The sequence below is a fragment of the Variovorax endophyticus genome, assembly GCF_025376855.1.
GTDB lineage: Bacteria > Pseudomonadota > Gammaproteobacteria > Burkholderiales > Burkholderiaceae_C > Variovorax.
In genome coordinates this window covers 38187-57025 of the sequence record NZ_JAHUTH010000010.1, presented here as the reverse complement: position 1 = coordinate 57025, position 18839 = coordinate 38187, and the positions used below count along the sequence as shown (strand labels likewise).

The window sequence follows — 18839 nt, the reverse complement described above, 5'->3', positions numbered from 1 at the left end:
TCAGGCCGCCGCCTTGCCTTCTTCCTCGCTCGCGCGGTCGAGCATCGCGATCGTGCCCGCGTCGAGCTTGAGCTGGGTGGCGGTCACCAGTTCGTCGAGCTGGGCGATCGAGGTCGCGCTCGCGATCGGCGCCGTCACCGAGGGCCGCGCGATCTGCCAGGCGATCGCGACCTGGCCCGGCTTCGCGTTGTACTGCTGGGCCACCTTGTCGAGCGCCTCGAGGATGCGCAGCCCGCGCGGGTTGAGGTACTTCTTGGTGGTACTGGCGCCGCGCGCGCTCTTGGCCGCGTCGGCCTCGGTGCGGTACTTGCCGGTGAGGAAGCCGGCGGCCAGCGCATAGAAGTTGATCACGCCGACCTCGCGCTTCAGGCACAGCGGCTCGAGATCGTCCTCGAACACGGCGCGGTCGTAGAGGTTGTACAGCGGCTGCAGGCTCTCGTAGCGCGCGATGCCCAGGCGCTCGGAGACGTCGAGCGCCTCGGCCAGCCGCGGCGCGGTGAAGTTCGAGGCGCCGATGGCGCGCACCTTGCCGGCCTTCACGAGGTCGTCGAAGGCACCCAGCGTGTCCTCGAGCGGCGTGTTGGCGTCGTCGTCGTGCGACTGGTAGAGGTCGATGTAGTCGGTCTGCAGGCGCTTGAGCGAGGCCTCGACCGCCTCGCGGATGTAGGCCGGCGAGAGCCCGACCTTGCCTTCGCCCATCGACTTGCCGAGCTTGGTGGCCAGCACCACGCGGCTGCGCTTGCCGCTCTGCTTGAGCCACTTGCCGATGATGGTCTCGGACTCGCCGCCGCTGTGGCCCGGCACCCAGTACGAGTAGACGTCGGCGGTGTCGACGAAGTTGAAGCCGGCATCGAGCCAGGCATCGAGCAGCTTGAACGAGGCGGCCTCGTCGACGGTCCAGCCGAACACGTTGCCGCCGAAGGCGAGCGGGGACACCTGGAGGCCGGAGCGGCCGAGGGGGCGAAGTTGCGACATGGGAAAGCTCCTGAGGAAAGAGGGAGGAGGAAGGGGCGAAGGTCAGACGAAACCGATGGCGCCGAGCACCGCGCCGGCGCCCAGCAGCCACAGCAGATGGATGCGCGTGCGCCAGACGACGAGCGCGGCCACGCCGGTCAGGAGCCACAGGTGCCAGGCCGGCGCATCGCCCACGTGGTTGCCGGCGGCCAGCACCCAGCCGGTGGCGATCAAGAGGCCCACCACCACGGGCGCCATGCCCTGCTTGAAGGCGCGCACGCCGCGCCGGGTGCGGTTGCGGTGGCCCCAGCGGGTGGCGAAGTAGGTGAGGGTGGTGCTCGGCAGCATGATGCCGACCATGGTCACGGCCAGCCCGAACAGGCCGAGCAGCCAGGCCGAGGGCCCGGCGCCGATGCCGCCGCCCGCGTTGAGGCCGACGTTCCAGCCCATGAGGCCGACGAACAGCACGTTGGGCCCGGGCGCGGCCTGCGCGATGGCGACCGAGGAGGTGAACTGCGCATCGGTGAGCCAGCCGTGCTGGGCCACCAGGTAGCGGTGCATGTCGGGCACGGTGGTGATGGCGCCGCTGATCGAGAGCATCGACAGCAGCATGTACTGGCCGAACAGCGCCAGCCAGTCGTGCCAGTGCATGACGATGTTCATTGAAGTACCTCCGTGCTTCGCACTGCGGTGCGAGCTTGCTTGGGGCGGCCCGGCGCGGCGCTCATGGCTCGATCCTCTTCCAGGTCCAGCCGCAGGCCACGCCGCCGAGCACCAGCAGCACCCAGCCCAGCGGGACGCGCGCCCAGGCGATGGCGCCGAACACCAGCGCCACGAACACCAGGCAGGTGGCGAAGCCCAGCGGGTGCTTGCGCAACTGCGGGATCAGCTTGATGCCGGTGGCCGCGATCAGCCCGCCCGACACCGCGCCCATGCCGCGCAGCGCGCCCGCGACCTGCGGGTTGCCCGCGTAGTGCGCGTAGAGCACCGCGAGCGCGAGGATCACGAACAGCGGCACCGTGAGCATGCCGGCCACCGCGGCCACGGCGCCGCGCAGCCCGAAGTAGCGGTCGCCGATCATCAGCGCGAGGTTGATCACGTTGGGCCCCGGCATCACCTGGGCCACGGCCCAGTCCTCGAGGAACTGCTCGGGCGTGAGCCACTTCTTCTTCTCGACCATCTCGCGCTGCACGATCGCCAGCACGCCGCCGAAGCCCTGCAGCGCCAGCAGGGTGAAGGACACGAAGAGGTCGCGCGGCGACTGGGGATGCGCGGGGGGAGACGGTTGCATGGCGCAGCGATTATCGTAGGCGGACGGCAAGATGCCGGGCGTCGCACCGACAGGACGGCGCCACCACCGACAGGAGACTCCAACGCCATGCACCTTCGCGCCCTTTTCGATCTCTGCCGCCGCGCCGTCGCTTCCTGGTCCAACGACTACGCCCCGAGCATGGGCGCCGCGCTCGCCTACTACACCGTGTTCTCGATCGCGCCGCTGCTTCTGATCGTGATCGCCGTCGCCGGGCTGGTGTTCGGGCAGGAGGCCGCGCGCGGCGAGATCCTCGCGCAGCTCTCGGGGCTGATGGGCGAGCAGGGCGCGGCCGCGGTGCAGAGCATGCTGCAGGCGGTCAACAAGCCGCGCGAGGGCATCGTCGCCACCCTGATCGGCATCGCGCTGCTGGTGGTCGGCGCCACCACCGTGTTCGGCGAGCTGCAGGACGCGCTCGACCGCATCTGGCGCGCCCCCGCGCGTGCCAAGAGCAGCGGCATCTTCAACCTGCTGCGCGTGCGATTGCTGTCCTTCAGCATGGTGATGGGCATCGGCTTCCTGCTGATGGTGTCGCTGGTGGCGAGTGCCGCGCTGGCCGCGCTCGGCAAGTGGTGGTCGCCGATGTTCGGCGCCTGGGAGACGCTGGCCCAGTGGGTCAACTTCGGCTTCAGCTTCGCAATGGTCACCGTGATCTTCGCGATGATCTACAAGATCATGCCGCGCGCGAAGGTGCAGTGGCGCGACGTGTGGGTGGGCGCGGCGGTGACGGCGCTGCTGTTCACCGTCGGCAAGCACCTGATCGGCCTGTACATCGGCAAGAGCAGCGTGGCCTCGGGCTACGGCGCCGCGGGTTCGCTGGTGGTGGTGCTGGTGTGGGTCTACTACTCGGCGCAGATCTTCCTGCTGGGCGCCGAGTTCACCTGGGTCTATGCGCGCAGCTACGGCTCGCTCAAGCATTCCGACGTCGGCATCGGCAAGGGCAAGGACGACCACGTGCCGGCGCGCACGCGCTCGGGCGGCGATCTCTGAACGCGCTCAGCCCTTGAAGCCGCCCTCGGCGAGGAACTTCTCTTCCTCGGGCGTGCTCGCGCGGCCCAGCATCCGGTTGCGGTGCGGGAAGCGGCCGAAGCGCGCCACGATGTCCCGGTGCAGCACCGCGAAGCGCAGGGTGTTGGCATCGAGCGCGCCGCAGTGCACGACCGAGCGCTCCTGCTCGGCCAGCACCTCGGAGTGCATGAAGGGCATGTAGAAGAAAGGCCGCAGCACCTCTTCGAGCTGGCGATCGAAGCCGGCCTCGACCGCATGGTGCGCGACGGCCAGCGCCTTGCCGTCGGTGGCCAGCATGTGGGCGTTGTCGCGCCAGGCGTTGCGCGGCAGCTGGTCGAGCAGCACCAGCAGCGCGAGCGTGCCTTCGGCATCGTTCATCCAGTCGTCGAGCTCGCCGCGCGCGGCGGCGTGGTGGGCTTCGACGAAGCGGCCGGCGAACGCGGCATCGAAGGTCTCGTCCTTGGCGAACCAGCGCTTGGGGCCGGCCTCGCGCCAGAACTGCACCACATCGTGCGCCGAGGGCAGGGTGGAAGACGAAGAAGATTCAGAAGATTCGGAGGCGGAAATCATCGCGGCATTGTCTTCTTTCAATCGGCTTTCAATGCCAGGGCTGGCGCCGCGTGCACGGCGAATTCGGGGTGGTGGCCGACAAGGGATCGCGCAGGGCCTGCCTATGCTGGTCCGCATCCATTCACGACCAGGAGACTTTCCATGAACCGATACGGCACCCTCTTGCGCGCCGCCCTCGTCGCCGGCGCGGCCAGCGCGGCACTGGCCGGCTGCGGCATGATGTCCAAGGCCAATGTCGCGAGCTTCAGCGGCGCGATGAACGCCGCCAGCGAGGTGCCGCCGAACATGACGCGCGGCAGCGGCATGGCCGAGGCCTGGCTCAACCGCGACACCAACGTCCTCAAGTACAAGATCACCTACACCGGCCTCAGCGGCCCGGCCACCGCGGCCCATTTCCACGGCCCCGCCGCCGCCGGCGCCAATGCCGGCGTGGTGCTGCCGTTCTCGAACGCGGCCAGCCCGATCGAGGGCGAGGCCACGCTCACGCCCGCGCAGGCGGCCGACCTCAGCGCGGGCAAGTGGTACGCCAACGTCCACACGGCGGCCAACCCGGGCGGCGAGATCCGCGGCCAATTGCTGCCGAAGATGTGACGCAGGTCCGCCGAACGGGGTTCGAGTGCCCCCTGGTCAGTCGGGGGTCACGGGGCTGATGTCAAATGACTTCATGACGACGTCCCCGAAGAAGCCCCGTTCCTCCCCTGTCTCTCCTTCTCCCCGTTCCCCGTCTCCCCCCGCCCGCCGCAAGAGCCAGGCCGTTTCCGCGGCCCGCAAGCTCGAGGCCTTCGCCGCGCGGCGCGAGGACATGCGCGCCGCGGGCAAGGCCCTGGTGCTGCAGGGCGGCGGCGCGCTCGGCGCCTACCAGGCCGGCGTCTACGCGGCGCTCAGCGAGACCGAGCTGCAGCCGCGCTGGATCGCGGGCGTGTCGATCGGCGCGATCAACGCCGCGCTGATCGCGGGCAACGCGCCCGAGCACCGCGTCGACCGGCTGCGCGAGTTCTGGCACCTGGTGTCCTCGGGCCCCTCGCAGCGCCTGCCGTCCTGGCTCGGCGACCGCGCCACGCAGAACCAGTGGAGCGCGACCATGGCCTCGCTGGTGGGCATTCCCGGCTTCTTCGAGCCGCGCTATTCGCCGGCCTTCCTGCTCGGCGGCGCGGCGCCGCTCCTGAGCTACTACGACACCTCGCCGCTGAAGGCCACGCTCGAGCGCCTGGTCGACTTCGACCGCATCAACCACTGCGAGGCGCGCTTCAGCGTGGGCGCGGTCAACGTGCGCACCGGCAACTCGGTGTACTTCGACAACACGCGCCAGCGCATCGGCCCCGAGCACATCATGGCCAGCGGCGCGCTGCCGCCGGGCTTCGCGCCGGTGCACATCGACGGCGACGACTACTGGGACGGCGGCATCGTCTCGAACACGCCGCTGCAGTACGTGCTCGACCTGCATCCGCGCAGCGAGCCGCTGGTGGTGCTGCAGGTCGACCTGTTCAATGCGCGCGGCGAGATGCCGCATACGCTGTCGGGCGTGATGGAGCGGCAGAAGGACATCACCTATTCGAGCCGCACCCGCATGAACACCGACGCGCTGGCGGCCAACATGAACCTGCAGCAGGCGATCGCCGACCTGATCGAGAAGCTGCCGCCGCACCTGCGCCGCGACCCCGCGGTCGAGGCGGTGCAGGCCGAGCTCACGCACCACCCGATCGACATCTTCCACCTGATCTACCGCGACAAGCCCTACGAGCTCGAGTCGAAGGACTACGAGTTCTCGCGCGCGGCGGTCGAGGAGCACTGGGAGTCGGGCGCGCGCGACATGCGCCGCGTGCTCGCGCATCCCGAGACGCTGCGCAGCGACGCCGCGGTCAACGGCGTCACCACCTTCGACCTCGGCGAGGGCGGCAGCGGCCGCGTGAAGCGGCCCGGCCTGTCACGCTGACGAGAAGAACCGCCCTCACGATTCAGCCCCGGCTAAGAAACCGGCACGAGACTGGTTGCCGGTTTTCAAACGCTTCAAAGGAGGAATGTCGTGAACATTGAAGACGTGCGGCGCCAGGCTTTCGCCATGCCGCTCACCAGCCCCGCCTTTCCGCCCGGACCGTACCGCTTCATGCGGCGCGAGTTCATGGTGATCACCTACCGCACCGACCTCGACGCCTTGCGCGCCGTGGTGCCTGAGCCGCTCGAGGTGGTCGAGCCGCTGGTCAAGTACGAGTTCATCCGCATGCCCGACTCCACCGGCTTCGGCGACTACACCGAGTCGGGCCAGGTCATCCCGGTGCAGCTGCGCACCGCGCGCGGCCTCGAGCAGGGCGCCTACGTGCATGCGATGTACCTGAACGACCATCCGCCGATCGCGGGCGGGCGCGAACTCTGGGGCTTCCCGAAGAAGCTGGCCTCGCCGCAGTTCGACTACGAGACCGACACCATCGTCGGCACCCTCGACTACGGCAAGCTGCGCGTGGCCAAGGCCACCATGGGCTTCAAGCACCGCGCGCTCGAGCCCGGCCCGATCCTTGCAGGCATCGCGCAGCCCAACTTCCTGCTCAAGATCATTCCGCACGTGGATGGCACGGCGCGCATCTGCGAGCTGGTGCGCTACCACATGGTCGACGTCACGCTGCACGGTGCCTGGACCGGCCCGGCCTCGCTCGAGCTGCATCCGCATGCGCTCGCGCCGGTGGCCGAGCTGCCGGTGCGCAAGGTCGAATCGGCCGTGCACTACATCGCCGACATGACGCTCGCGCTCGGCACGGTCGAGCACGACTACCTCGCCCCTTCCTCTTCTTCGCAACCCTAACCCAAGGAACCAGCATGCAACTCAAGGACAAGGTCGCCTACATCACCGGCTCGGCCAGCGGCATCGGCAAGGAGATCGCGATCCTCTTCGCGCAGGAAGGCGCGAAGATCGTCATCGCCGACCTCAACAAGGAAGCGGCCGACGCCACCGCGGCCGAGCTCAAGGCCACGGGCGCGCAGGCCATCGGCGTGGCGGTCGACGTGACCAGCGAGGCGCAGGTCGACGCCTCGGTCGAAGAGGCCGCCAAGGCTTTCGGCGGCATCGACATCCTGGTGAGCAACGCCGGCATCCAGATCGTGCATCCGGTCGAGGAGTTCAGCTTCGCCGACTGGAAGAAGATGCTCGCGATCCACCTCGACGGCGCCTTCCTCACGACCAAGGCCTGCCTCAAGCACATGTACGCCCAGGGCCGCGGCGGCAGCGTGATCTACATGGGCTCGGTGCACTCGAAGGAAGCCTCGCTGCTCAAGGCCCCCTACGTGACGGCCAAGCACGGCCTGATCGGCCTCGCGAAGACGGTGGCCAAGGAAGGCGCCAAGCACGGCGTGCGCGCCAACGTGATCTGCCCGGGCTTCGTGCGCACGCCGCTGGTCGAGAAGCAGATCCCCGAGCAGGCCAAGACGCTGGGCATCAGCGAGCAGGAAGTCATCAAGAACGTGATGCTCAAGGAAACGGTGGATGGCGAATTCACCACCACCGACGACGTGGCGCGCGTGGCGCTGCTGTTCGCGGCCTTCCCGACCAATGCGCTCACCGGCCAGTCGCTGGTGGTGAGCCATGGCTGGTACATGCAGTGAGCGCGATCGCCGCTAGAGCTTGAGCGACCAGGTCTCGCCGACCAGTTGCTGTCCGAAGCCCTCGTAGGCTTCGGACTTCTCGAGTTCGAAGCCGCGCTTCGCATAGATCGCACGCGCGGCCGTGAGGCAGCTGTTGGTCCACAGCACCATCTTGCGGTAGCCCCTGGCGCGCGCGAAGGCGATGCATTCGTCGGTGAGCCGGCCACCCAGGCCGAGGCCGCGCGCGGCGGGCGTGAGCAGCAAGAGCCGAAGCTGCGCGGTGGTGGCCGACTTTCGCACCACGAAGATCGCGCCCACGCGCTCGCCGTCGAGCTCGGCGATCCAGCCCTTGTCCCATTCGGGCTGGAACTTGCGGAGGTACTGCGCCACGATCTCCGCGACCAGCGCCTCGAACTCGCTGTTCCAGCCGTACTCGCGCGCATAGAGCTCGCCGTGCTGCTGCACCACCCAGCCCATGTCGCCGGGCCTGGGGTCGCGCAGCACCACCGTGCGCGTGGGCGCGCGCGGTGCCGCGGGGTCGAGCAGGCGCTCGATCCGTCCCATGGCCTCGACCACCTGTTCGCGCTCGCGCGGCGGCAGTGGCGCGAGCAGGGCGGCGGCTTCCTCGCGCGACTTCTGCTGCAGCGGCGCGAAGGCGGCGTGGCCGGCCCCGGTCAGGGTCAGCAGGCTCTGGCGCGCGTCGCGCGGGCTCGGCGAACGCACGATCCAGCCCTCGGTCTCGAAGCGCTTGAGGATGCGGCTCAGGTAGCCGCCGTCCAGGCCCAGTTCGCGCGCGAGATCGGTCGCGACCAGCGCGTCGCGGTGCGCGAGTTCGTAGAGCACGCGCACCTCGGTCAGCGGCAGCGCGCCGCCGAGGTAAGGCTCGAGCACGCCGGCCTGACGTGTGAAGAAGCGGTTGAAACGGCGCACGGCCTTGACGGCGTCGGCGGGAACGGCGGGGGATTCGGTGGTCGGCATGGAGCGACTGTGCGCCAATTGATTGACAAAAGCAAGCAATTGAATGACTGAAGATTGGTATATAGGCGGGGCGAGCCTGGGCCGAAGCCCCTAATCGAGACGCCGCGCCACCGCTTTCACGGGACAGGAAGGGTGGAAAACCCTAAAATCGCGGGTTACCCATCGCAGCCGCATCTCTCGTTTGTCTTCGAGGCCGCCTGCCGCACCACCCCCATTTGATGAACGCCCCCGTCGACGTCTCCTTTTTCGCGCGCGCCGCCAAGCCGCTGACCAGCTACCGCAAGTACTGGGCAGCCCGCTTCGGCACGGCGAAGTTCCTGCCGACCACGCGCCAGGAGATGGAGGCGCTCGGCTGGGACAGCTGCGACGTGGTGATCGTCACCGGCGACGCCTATGTCGACCATCCGAGCTTCGGCATGTCGGTGATCGGCCGCATGCTCGAGGCGCAGGGCTTCCGCGTGGGCATCATCGCCCAGCCCGACTGGCAGAGCGCCGAGCCCTTCAAGGCGCTCGGCAAGCCGAACCTGTTCTTCGGCGTGACCGCCGGCAACATGGATTCGATGATCAACCGCTACACCGCGGACCGCAAGATCCGCAGCGACGACGCCTACACGCCCGGCGACGTCGGCGGTTCGCGGCCCGACCGCGCGGCCATCGTCTATTCGCAGCGCTGCAAGGAAGCCTGGAACGACGTGCCGATCGTGCTCGGCGGCATCGAGGGCAGCCTGCGCCGCATCGCCCACTACGACTACTGGCAGGACAAGGTCCGCCGCTCGATCGTGGTCGATTCGAAGTGCGACCTGCTGCTGTACGGCAACGCCGAGCGCGCCATCGTCGAGATCGCCCACCGCCTCGCCGCGCGCGAGCCGGTGCACCAGATCGACGACGTGCGCGGCACCGCCTACGTGCGCCGCGAAACGCCCGAGGGCTGGTTCGAGATCGATTCCACCAGCGTGGACGAGCCGGGCCGCGTCGAGGCGCACGTCAATCCCTACCTGATGGTCTCGGACCAGGCCAAGGCCAACGGCGCGAGCTGCGCGCGCGAGGACGAGGCCGAGGCGGTCGCCAAGGCGGCCGAGGTCGCCGGTTCGCCGGCCGTGGCCTCCGCGGCGGTCAACCCCGCCATCAAGCCGCTGCAGTTCGTGCCCAACCCCGCGTTGCAGGGCCGCGGCAAGACCAAGGTGCCGCCGCGCGACCGCTCGGTGATCCGCCTGCCCTCGTACGAGCAGGTGCGCGCCGATCCGGTGCTCTATGCCCACGCCAACCGCGTGCTGCACCTCGAGACCAACCCCGGCAACGCGCGCGCGCTGGTGCAGGCGCATGGCGAGGGCACGACCGCGCGCGACGTCTGGATCAACCCGCCGCCGATCCCGCTGACCACGGCCGAGATGGACCACGTGTTCGACCTGCCGTATGCGCGCAGTCCGCATCCGCGCTATGCCGACGAGAACGGCAGCCACGACGGCGCGACCAAGATCCCGGCCTGGGAGATGATCCGCTTCAGCGTGAACATCATGCGCGGCTGCTTCGGCGGCTGCACCTTCTGCTCGATCACCGAGCACGAGGGCCGGATCATCCAGAGCCGCTCGGAAGACTCGATCATCAAGGAGGTCGAGGCCATCCGCGACAGCGTGAAGGGCTTCACCGGCACCATCTCCGACCTCGGCGGCCCCACGGCCAACATGTACCGCATCGGCTGCAAGTCGCCCGAGATCGAGGCCGCCTGCCGCAAACCCAGCTGCGTGTACCCGGGCATCTGCCAGAACCTCAACACCAACCACGATCCGCTGATCAAGATCTACCGCCGCGCGCGCGCGCTGCGCGGCATCAAGAAGATCCTGATCGGCTCGGGCCTGCGCTACGACCTCGCCGTGCAGTCGCCCGAGTACGTGAAGGAACTGGTGCAGCACCACGTGGGCGGCTACCTGAAGATCGCGCCCGAGCACACCGAGCAGGGCCCGCTCAGCAAGATGATGAAGCCCGGCATCGGCAGCTACGACAAGTTCAAGCAGATGTTCGAGAAGTACTCGGCCGAGGCGGGCAAGAAGCAGTACCTGATCCCGTACTTCATCGCCGCGCATCCGGGCACCAGCGACGAGGACATGATGAACCTCGCGATCTGGCTCAAGAGGAACGGCTTCCGCGCCGACCAGGTGCAGACCTTCTACCCGAGCCCGATGGCCACGGCCACGACCATGTACCACAGCAACCGCAACCCGCTGCGCAAGATCACGCGCGAGAGCGAGACGGTGGACATCGTGCGCGGCGAGAAGCGGCGCCGGCTGCACAAGGCTTTCCTGCGCTACCACGACGCCAACAACTGGCCGCTGCTGCGCGAGGCGCTCAAGGCCATGGGCCGCGCCGACCTGATCGGCAACGGCAAGCATCACCTGATCCCGACCTGGCAGCCGCTGACCGACGGCGGCTACACCAGCGCGCGCCGCAAGAATTCGACCAGCGCACCCGCGACCAAGACCGCCAAGGCCGCGCCGGCCGTGAAGCTGCCGATGGTCAAGCCCTCGAAGGGCCGCATCCTCACGCAGCACACCGGGCTGCCGCCGCGCGACACCGGTTCGGGCCGCCCCTCGGCCAAGCCCGCCGGCGGCAAGCCCTCGGCGCGCAAGGTGCGCTGAAGCGGCGGGCGATCCCGCTGCGGCGATCGCCCCGGCCGCCATGGCACAGCAACGCATCCTCCTGGCCACCGACCCGCGCTGGCGCGTCGAGCGCGTGCGTTCGCACGCAACCGCGCCGCAATGGAGTCCCGTCTACACCGCGCCCTCGGGCCGGCTCGTGCTGCCCTTCGATGCCGCCGCGATGGAGTTCCGCGGCGACGACGGCCCCGGTGCCTGGATCGATGCGCTGACGGCCCTGCGCGTCGCGCCCGCGCAGCGCTACCAGTTGCGCCCCCAGGCGCGCGAGCCGCGCTGCAGCGTGGTCGTGAGCGCCACCGACGGCGTGGCCGATGCGCCCTGGACCGGCGACGCGGCCCAGCGCCTGTTGTCGCCACGCGCCCTGTACCGGCTGCGCCTGCACTGGCGCCGCCTCGAAGCGGGGCTCGATGCCGTCGATGCCACGCCGCAATTGATCGCCGACGCTCTCGCGGCCGGTGGTCTCGCGCACAGCGAGGGCACCGTGGGCCGAGCGCGGCGCTGCCTGGCGGCGGAGGCGGCGGAAGGCCGCACGTTGTCGCTGCACGAGTTGGCGGAAGCCGCCAGCAGTTCGCCGTTCCATCTGGCGCGCAGCTTTCGCCGCCGCACCGGCCTGAGCCCGCACCAGTACCGGCTGCACCTGCGGCTGGCCGCCGCGCTCGCGCAGCTCGATGCCGGCGAACGCGACCTCGCGGGCCTGGCGCACGCGCTCGGCTTCTGCAGCCAGAGCCACCTCGGCGCGCTGTTCCTGCGCGAGGTCGGCGTGACGCCCGGCGAGGCGCGCCGCGCGCTTCACGCCGCGTAAGTCCGCACGCGGCTGCGCAGGATCTTGATAGCGCCGCCGGGCGCGCACGGCCAGACTGGCCGCATGAACCGATCCCTTCCCTGGACAGGCGTGCTCGCCGCGCTCGCCACCGCGCTGATCGGCAGCGGCTGGCAGATCGTCTCGCGCCATGGCGTCACCACCTCGCTCGGCCCGCTGGAGCTCGCGGTGTTGCGTTACGCGATTCCCGCGCTGGTGCTGCTGCCGGTGGCGTGGGCCTCGCGCGCGGTGCTGCGCGCGCTGCCGGCGCGGCAGGGCCTGCTGCTGGTGCTCGGTGGCGGCCTGCCGTTCGGGCTGGTGGCGATGGCCGGCGCGCAGTGGGCGCCGGCCGCCCACATGGGCGTGTTCGTGGCCGGCAGCGTGCCGCTGTTCACCGCGCTCGGCGGCTGGTGGCTCGACGGCGAGCGGCCCGCGCGCTCGCGCTGCCTCGGGCTGGCGCTGATGGCCGCGGGGCTCGCGGTGTCCGGCCTCGGCGGCTTGGCCGCGGCCGCCTCGGCATGGCGCGGCGACCTGCTGTTCCTGCTCGCCGCGCTGCTGTGGGCGGGCTACACCCTGGCGCTGCGCCGCAGCGGCCTCACGGCCTGGCAGGGCGCGGCCGCGGTCAACCTCGGCTCGACGTTGCTGCTGCTGCCGCTGCTGTGGCTCGCGGGCGCGCCCCGGCTGCTGAGCGCGCCCCTGCGCGACGTGGCGCTGCAGGCCGTGGGACAGGGACTGTTCGCGGGCCTGCTCGGGCTTGCGCTCTACGGCGTCGCCGTCGCGCGGCTGGGCGCGGCGCGCGCCTCGCTGTCGGGCGCGCTGGTGCCGCTGATGACCGCCGTGGGCGCGGCCTGGCTGCTGCGCGAGCCGCTCACGGCCTCGACCTGGATCGCGCTCGCGCTGGTACTGCCGGGGGTGGCATTGGCCGGCGGCGCCTGGGCTACGCGTACTGCATCTCTCCGTTCCCGAACGACCAGTTCTCCTTGACCACCTCGACCAGGCTGATGAACACGTCCTCGCGCCGGATGCCGAGCTGCTCGTGCAGCCCGTCGGCCACGCGTCGATAGAAGGCTTTCTTCATCTCGATGCTGCGGCCCTGGTTCAGCGTGATCTGGATCAGCACGAAGCCCGCCGAATACTCGATGCCCAGGTAGCTGCGCGGATGCACGAGCTGCCCCGGCGGATGGCGCGCGATGACCTGGAACTTGTCGTCCTCGGGAACGTTGATGGTCTCGGTCATCACCTGGTAGATGAGATCGCCGATGGCCGGGCCTAGCGTCTCGGGAGCGGTGTCGGGGAGGTCGATGCGGACGAGGGGCATGGTGTCTTCCTTGGCGAGCGGGAGGCGCTCGGCGCGATTGTGGGCGCGTCCGTGCCGGCGTGCAGGAAGCAGGGCGCGGGAAGCGCCCGAGCACGCGAAAGGCCGCGCCGTTGTATGGTGTGGCCCGATGAGCATTTCGTTCTACCGGTCGGGCCCCGGCATGTTCTCGCCAGCGCGGCGCCTGGGGCGTGCCTGTGGCGCCGTCCTGTGCGGCTGGCTGCTGGCGAGCGGCCTGCAAGTCACCGCCGCTCCCACCGCCAGCGAAGCGGCGGCCGGCGAAGCGCCCGCGCAGGCTTTGCGTGCCCAGCACCGGCAGCTCAAGGACAAGCTCGAACGCAGCAGCTTCGGCCGTCCGATACAGCTCGACTCGATCGAGACGCCCGGCGGGCTGCAGGGCGACGTCTATGCGGTGGTCGAGCATCCGCTGTCGGAGGTCGGCAGCGCGCTCAAGGGCTCGGCCAACTGGTGCGAGCTGATGCTGCTGCACGTCAACAACCGGCGCTGCCGCGTCAGCGGCGCGCCGGGCCGCGAGACGCTCACGCTCTACGTGGTGCGGCGCTACGACAAGCCGGTCGACCAGGCCTTCGAGCTGCCCTTCGCCTACCGCGTGGCGAGCGCGACGCCCGAGCACCTGATGATCGACCTGTCGGCCGCCAGCGGCCCGTTCGGCACCAGCAACTACCACGTCACGCTGGAGGCGGTGGCGCTCGACGAGCGCAAGAGCTTCCTGCACTTCAGCTACAGCTACGACCACAGCCTGATGGTGAAGCTCGCCACCCAGGCCTACCTCGCGACCTTCGGGCGCGACAAGGTCGGCTTCACCGTGGTGGGGCAGGCGCCCGACGGCAAGCCCGAGTACATCCGCGGCATGCGCGGGCTGGTCGAGCGCAATGCGATGCGCTACTTCCTCACGCTCGACGCCTACCTCGCGGCCGATGCCAAGGGCCAGTCCGAGCAGCGCCAGCGCCACTGGTTCGCGGCCGCCGAGCAGTTCCCGCGCCAGCTGCACGAGATCGACCTCGACACCTACCTCGCGCTCAAGCGCGAGGATCGGCAGCGCGAGGGACTGGGCCGCTGAGCGCCGCCGTGCCGGCCCTGGCCGGCGGCAGCCGCAGGTGCCGCGTGGCGCCGGCCGTGCGCATCACGGCCGACAGCAGCGAGCGGAACCACAGGTGGCCCGGCGCGCGCTGGTGGCGCGCATGCCAGAGCTGGTAGAAGCGCATCGGCGGGAAATCGAGCGGCGCCGGCACGATCGCCAGCGGCAGCAGGGCGGCGTAGTGTTGCGCGAAGTGCCGGCTGGTGGTGAAGATCAGGTCGGTGCCGGGCAGGAGCTGCGGCGCCATCGAGAAGTAGGGCACCGTCACGGTCGGCGTGCGCGCCAGGCGCAGCGTGGTCAGGTGGCTCTCGACCACGCCGCGCTGCAGGGTGCTGTAGAGCTGCGGTACCACGTGGGCGCCGTGCAGGTAGTCGCTCAACGCGAGGCCCTGCGCGCCCGGGTGGTCGCGGTCGACCAGGCAGACGATCTCGTCCTCCATCAGCAAGGTGGTGTGCAGGTGCTCGGGCGGCTGCGGCCAGTTGCCCACCACCACGTCGAGCGAGCCGTCGGCCAGCGCGGCCTCGACGTCGAACTCGGGCCCGAGCGGATGCATGAACAGGCGCGCGCCCGGCGCGGTGCCGCGCAGGTACTGCACCACCGCGGCCATCAGCGGCGGCGCCAGGTAGTCGGGCGTGCCGAGGTGGAAGGTCAGCCGCGTGGTCGCGGGATCGAAGCTGTCGGCCGGCGCGAGCAGGGCGTCGATCTCGCCGAGCACCACGCGCACCGAGGCCTCGAGCCGCAGCGCGCGCTCGGTCGGCACCATGCGCTGCTTGTCCTTCACCAGCAGCGGGTCGCCGAAGATCTCGCGCAGCCGCTTGAGCGCGGTGCTCACGGCCGGCTGCGACTGGTTGAGGCGCGTGGCGGCGCGCGAGACGCTGCGCTCGGCCAGCAGCACGGCGAAGACGCGCAGCAGGTAGGTGTCGAAAGGATCGTTGGCGCGGGACATGGAGAAAGGACGCTGCACAGCTTTGGTGCCGAGCCATCGCGCGGGCCCGGCGCTTTGCTATGCCGCGCATAACGCGCTAGCGATTGGCGTGCCATGGGCCGCTTCCTAGAGTGCGGGCATTGCTCTTGCTGGACCGCGCCATGACCTCCACCGCCCACCTTTCCCCTGTTCGTCCCACGCGCCGCGGCGCGCTGCAGCTGCTGGCGGCCGGCGCCGCCGCGCTCGCGCTGCCGGCCTTCGCGCAATGGCCCGACCGGCCGATCAGGATCGTCGTGACCTTCCCGCCCGGCGGCTCCAGCGACATCCTGGCGCGCGTGATGGGCGAGCAGCTCGCGCGCCGGCTCGGCCAGGCGGTGGTGATCGACAACAAGCCCGGCGCGGGCGGCACCATCGGCGGCGCCCAGGTCGCGGCCGCGGCGCCCGACGGCTACACGCTGATGCTCGCCAACACCACGCCGATCGCGCTCGGGCCCTTCACGCTCGACAAGCAGCCCTACGACCCGGTCGCGGCCTTCAGCCACATCGCCGCGCTGGGCTCGGCGCCGCTGGCGGTGATGGCCAGCAAGGGCTCGGGCATCGCGAGCTTCGCCGACCTGGAAGCCCGCGCGCGCAAGGACGGCCGGCTCGACTTCGGCTCGGGCGGCCCGGGCTCGATCGGCCATATCCACGGCGAGCTGATCCGGCGCGTGACCGGGCTGCACCTGGAGCATGTGCCCTATCGCGGCGGCGCGCCGATGACCACCGACCTGATCGCCAACACCATCCCCGTGGGGATCGACGTGATCACCGCCTACGTGCCGTACTTCAAGAGCGGCCAGCTGGTGCCGCTGGCGGTCACGGGCAGCGCGCGCTCGCCGCTGATGCCCGAGGTGCCGGCCATCGCCGAAGTCGGGCAGCCCAAGCTGGTGCTCGAGAACTTCTTCGGCCTCAGCGGCCCCGCGAAGCTGCCGCCCGAGGTGGTGGCGCGCCTCCATGCCGCCTGCAACGAGGTGCTGGCGATGGCCGAGGTGCAGAAGAAGCTGATCGAGCTGGGCATCGTCGCCAAGCCCGAGACGACGGCCCGCTTCGAGGGCATCGTGAAGGAGCAGGTGGCGGTGCTCGGGCCGACGGTGAAGGCGGCGGGCATCAAGCTCTGAGGCCCGCCGGCCCGGCGGGCCTCAGTCCGCCAGCGTGAGCAGCGGCACGTCGCGCTCGCGCGCCATCGCCTCGAGTTCGGCGCGGCTGCGCAGCGCGATCCAGGCCGCCACGCCCTCGTGCGTGGCCGGCGCCATCATGTCGCGCGAGGCCAGGCCCGCGGCCTCGCACAGCCGGGCGGCGAAATGCGGCTCGAGCGCGGCCACCGCCACGCGGCCATCGGCGCAGGGATAGACGCGGTAGCCCGCATGCGCGCCGCCGACCGCGCCTTGTGGCTGCGTCAGGCCCCAGGTGCGCGGCAGCGCGAGCCAGTCGGCCGAGACATTGAGCGCGACCTCGAGGTACACGCCCCCGGCCGTGGCGCCGCGCGCGCGCAGCAGCAGCGCCTTGAGCACCGCCTCGCTCGCGAGCAGCGCGCCGCCCATGTCGGCGAACAGCGTGGCCGGCAGCGCGGTGCCGGTGACCAGGCCGCTCTCGGCGAGGTAGGTCAGGTCGTGGCCCGGCTCCTCGGCGCGTTCGCCGTGGGCGCCGACGATCGCCACCTGCGACAGCGCCGGATGGCGCGCATGCAGCGCGTTCCAGTCCAGGCCGAGCTTGGCCAGCGCCGAGGGACGGAACGAGGTCAGCAGCACGTCGGTGCGCGCGAGCGCCTCGTGCAGCGCGCGCTGGCCGGCCTCGCTCTTGAGGTCGGCCGCCTCGATGGCGATGCCATCGTGCAGCGCGGCATAGGCCGCCTGGTTGTAGAGCGCCATCGGGTCGCCCGCGGGCGGCTCGAGCTTCAGGCAATCGGCGCCCATGCGGCGGCAGCGCAGCAGCGCGGCCGGGCCGGGCAGGTTGAGCGCGAGGCTCAGGATGCGCACGCCGGCGAGCGGCTGCGAGGAGGCGTCGATGGAGTCGGGCATGGCGCCATTCTCGCCCCAGCCCCGCGTCGCGCCCGCGACCCGGCCCCCGATGCGCGCGGCGCCCGCCGCGCGTAGCATGGCCGCCGTCAGGCAAACCTCCAGGAGACGACGCATGTTCCAATCTTCCCTCATGAGCGGCCAGCGCATCCTCGTGACCGGCGGCGGCACCGGGCTCGGCCGCGCGATGGCCGAGCGCTTCCTCGGCCTGGGCGCCGACATCGCGATCTGCGGCCGGCGCCAGTCGGTCTGCGAGGAGACCGCGGCCGAGTGGCGCCAGCAGTTTCCCGAACGGCGCATCGACACCTTCGGCGTCGACATCCGCGTCGCCCAGAGCGTGGACGAGATGGTCGAGAGCCTCTGGCAGAGCGGCGGCCTCACCGGCCTGGTGAACAACGCGGCCGGCAACTTCGTCTCGCCGACCGAGAGTCTCTCGCCGCGCGCCTTCGACGCGATCGCGAACATCGTCTTCCACGGCAGCTTCTACGTCACGCAGGCCGTGGGCAAGCGCTGGGTGGCCGAGGCCAAGTCGGGCCAGTGGAAGGCCGGCGATGCCTTCCGCAGCGTGATGAGCATCATCGTGACCTGGGTCGACAACGGCAGCCCCTACGTGGTGCCCTCGGCGATGAGCAAGGCCGGCATCGAGGTGATGACCAAGTCGCTCGCGGTGGAGTGGGCGCGCTACGGCGTGCGGCTCAATGCCGTGGGCCCGGGCGAGATCCCGACCGAGGGCATGAGCAAGCGCCTGAACCCCGGCGAGGAGCCCGGCGCGCGCACCATCGCGATGAGCCCGATGGCGCGCACCGGCCGCATGAGCGAGCTGCAGAACCTCGCGGCCTTCCTGATGTCGCCGGGCGAGTGCGACTGGCTCACGGGCCAGAGCATCATGATGGACGGCGCCAACGCGCTGGCCAACGGCGGCAACTTCTACGAGCTGCGCCAGTGGAGCGACGGCGACTGGCTGGCCGCGCGCGAGCGCATCGAGGCGCAGAACCAGAAGGACAAGACGCAGCGCTGAGCCTGCGCGCTACTTCCTCGGCGGCTTCGCCGCGTGCACGGTGACGTGCTTGTTCACGGGGCTCGACAGCACCAGCGAGGTGGTGACCGCGCCGTCGACCGCGAGCGCGTCCACCACGCGCTCGAGCTCGGCCGGCTCGGCGATCGCGCAGCGCACGATGAAGCAGTCCTCGCCGGTCACGCGGTCGGCGCTCAGCACCTCGGGCATCTGCTCGAACAGCTTCAGGTAGCGCGCGATGCCCGCATGCGTGGTGTCGATGCGGATGATGGCCTGCAGCCCCACGCCGAGCGCGCGCAGGTTGACGCGCGCGCCGTAGCCCTCGATCACGCCCGCGTCCTCGAGCTTGCGCACGCGCTCGCTCATGGCCGGCTGCGACAGGCCGATGCGCTTGCCCAGCGCCGCGAGGCTCTGGCGCGCGTCGGCCTGCAGGGCTTCGAGGATCAGGCGGTCTTTCTTGTCGATGTCCATGCGATGAGAAGAGGGGGCACCGATGGTCCATCGGCCGGGAGCGTCGATTTTCGATGAATGCCCGTGGCCCGCGCGCACGGGCGCCGCTAAGGTCGTGGCTTCGTTCAAGACCCAAGGAGGA

General features: G+C 70.4%; 20 protein-coding genes. 11 read left to right on the top strand and 9 right to left on the bottom strand.

The features are described from left to right. The 3 genes from KV106_RS15010 to KV106_RS15000 form a co-directional block, all read right to left on the bottom strand. Positions 1–975 carry an aldo/keto reductase gene (locus KV106_RS15010; protein ID WP_057594741.1) on the bottom strand — a complete coding sequence of 325 codons (975 nt, stop codon included), beginning with the start codon at positions 973–975 and terminating at the stop codon, positions 1–3. Between the two features lie 42 nt (positions 976–1017). Further along, entirely contained in the window at positions 1018–1617 is a 600-nt protein-coding gene (locus KV106_RS15005; RefSeq protein WP_057594742.1) for a chromate transporter, read from the bottom strand. 61 nt (positions 1618–1678) lie between these two features. Further along, on the bottom strand, positions 1679–2245 hold the full coding sequence (locus KV106_RS15000; RefSeq protein WP_057594743.1) for a chromate transporter: 567 nt from the start codon (positions 2243–2245) through the stop codon (positions 1679–1681). Positions 2246–2332: 87 nt separating this feature from the next. On the opposite strand from KV106_RS15000, the gene KV106_RS14995 reads away from it, so the two are divergent. Then, the gene (locus tag KV106_RS14995; protein ID WP_057594744.1) at positions 2333–3253 is read left to right on the top strand and encodes a YihY/virulence factor BrkB family protein; all 921 of its coding nucleotides are present in this window, start codon (positions 2333–2335) and stop codon (positions 3251–3253) included. Positions 3254–3259: 6 nt separating this feature from the next. Here KV106_RS14995 and KV106_RS14990 read toward each other — a convergent pair whose 3' ends face one another. After that, positions 3260–3841, bottom strand: coding sequence for a DUF924 family protein (locus tag KV106_RS14990; RefSeq protein WP_261210900.1), 582 nt, complete (start codon positions 3839–3841; stop codon positions 3260–3262). Positions 3842–3982: 141 nt separating this feature from the next. Here KV106_RS14990 and KV106_RS14985 point away from each other — a divergent pair, with 141 nt between their 5' ends. The 4 genes from KV106_RS14985 to KV106_RS14970 all read left to right on the top strand — a co-directional run bounded on the left by KV106_RS14985 (position 3983) and on the right by KV106_RS14970 (position 7432). Beyond that, entirely contained in the window at positions 3983–4432 is a 450-nt protein-coding gene (locus KV106_RS14985; protein WP_057594746.1) for a CHRD domain-containing protein, read from the top strand. 211 nt (positions 4433–4643) lie between these two features. Next, positions 4644–5774, top strand: a complete 1131-nt coding sequence (locus KV106_RS14980; RefSeq protein ID WP_057594747.1) for a patatin-like phospholipase family protein — start codon at positions 4644–4646, stop codon at positions 5772–5774. Between the two features lie 90 nt (positions 5775–5864). After that, complete coding sequence (locus KV106_RS14975; RefSeq protein ID WP_261210898.1) at positions 5865–6635, top strand: acetoacetate decarboxylase; 771 nt, start codon at positions 5865–5867, stop codon at positions 6633–6635. A gap of 14 nt (positions 6636–6649) precedes the next feature. Further along, entirely contained in the window at positions 6650–7432 is a 783-nt protein-coding gene (locus tag KV106_RS14970; protein ID WP_261210897.1) for a 3-hydroxybutyrate dehydrogenase, read from the top strand. A gap of 12 nt (positions 7433–7444) precedes the next feature. On the opposite strand, the gene KV106_RS14965 is transcribed toward KV106_RS14970, so the two are convergent. After that, complete coding sequence (locus KV106_RS14965; RefSeq protein ID WP_261210896.1) at positions 7445–8389, bottom strand: bifunctional helix-turn-helix transcriptional regulator/GNAT family N-acetyltransferase; 945 nt, start codon at positions 8387–8389, stop codon at positions 7445–7447. Positions 8390–8607: 218 nt separating this feature from the next. On the opposite strand from KV106_RS14965, the gene KV106_RS14960 reads away from it, so the two are divergent. The 3 genes from KV106_RS14960 (at position 8608) to KV106_RS14950 (ending at position 12823) form a co-directional block, all read left to right on the top strand. Beyond that, a complete protein-coding gene (locus KV106_RS14960) occupies positions 8608–11022 on the top strand; it encodes a YgiQ family radical SAM protein (RefSeq protein ID WP_057594751.1) in 2415 nt (804 codons plus the stop codon). 40 nt (positions 11023–11062) lie between these two features. Beyond that, positions 11063–11842, top strand: a complete 780-nt coding sequence (locus KV106_RS14955; protein WP_314733640.1) for a helix-turn-helix domain-containing protein — start codon at positions 11063–11065, stop codon at positions 11840–11842. A 63-nt stretch (positions 11843–11905) separates the two neighbouring features. Continuing rightward, the gene (locus KV106_RS14950; RefSeq protein WP_261210895.1) at positions 11906–12823 is read left to right on the top strand and encodes a DMT family transporter; all 918 of its coding nucleotides are present in this window, start codon (positions 11906–11908) and stop codon (positions 12821–12823) included. Here KV106_RS14950 and KV106_RS14945 read toward each other — a convergent pair. Next, positions 12777–13157, bottom strand: a complete 381-nt coding sequence (locus tag KV106_RS14945) for a tautomerase family protein (protein ID WP_261210894.1) — start codon at positions 13155–13157, stop codon at positions 12777–12779. The two genes, KV106_RS14950 and KV106_RS14945, sit on opposite strands and share 47 nt — an antisense overlap. A gap of 127 nt (positions 13158–13284) precedes the next feature. Here KV106_RS14945 and KV106_RS14940 point away from each other — a divergent pair, with 127 nt between their 5' ends. Beyond that, positions 13285–14235, top strand: a complete 951-nt coding sequence (locus tag KV106_RS14940) for a hypothetical protein (RefSeq protein ID WP_261210893.1) — start codon at positions 13285–13287, stop codon at positions 14233–14235. Here the strand turns inward: KV106_RS14940 and KV106_RS14935 are convergent. After that, positions 14195–15199 carry a LysR family transcriptional regulator gene (locus KV106_RS14935; protein ID WP_261210892.1) on the bottom strand — a complete coding sequence of 335 codons (1005 nt, stop codon included), beginning with the start codon at positions 15197–15199 and terminating at the stop codon, positions 14195–14197. The genes KV106_RS14940 and KV106_RS14935 overlap by 41 nt on opposite strands. A 140-nt stretch (positions 15200–15339) precedes the next feature. Here KV106_RS14935 and KV106_RS14930 point away from each other — a divergent pair, with 140 nt between their 5' ends. Further along, complete coding sequence (locus tag KV106_RS14930; protein WP_261210891.1) at positions 15340–16335, top strand: Bug family tripartite tricarboxylate transporter substrate binding protein; 996 nt, start codon at positions 15340–15342, stop codon at positions 16333–16335. Between the two features lie 21 nt (positions 16336–16356). On the opposite strand, the gene KV106_RS14925 is transcribed toward KV106_RS14930, so the two are convergent. Next, positions 16357–17235 carry a CoA transferase gene (locus KV106_RS14925; protein ID WP_261210890.1) on the bottom strand — a complete coding sequence of 293 codons (879 nt, stop codon included), beginning with the start codon at positions 17233–17235 and terminating at the stop codon, positions 16357–16359. Between the two features lie 112 nt (positions 17236–17347). On the opposite strand from KV106_RS14925, the gene KV106_RS14920 reads away from it, so the two are divergent. After that, positions 17348–18250, top strand: a complete 903-nt coding sequence (locus KV106_RS14920) for an SDR family oxidoreductase (protein ID WP_261210889.1) — start codon at positions 17348–17350, stop codon at positions 18248–18250. A gap of 9 nt (positions 18251–18259) precedes the next feature. Here KV106_RS14920 and KV106_RS14915 read toward each other — a convergent pair whose 3' ends face one another. Then, positions 18260–18718 carry an Lrp/AsnC family transcriptional regulator gene (locus KV106_RS14915; protein WP_261210888.1) on the bottom strand — a complete coding sequence of 153 codons (459 nt, stop codon included), beginning with the start codon at positions 18716–18718 and terminating at the stop codon, positions 18260–18262. Positions 18719–18839 lie beyond the last annotated feature (121 nt).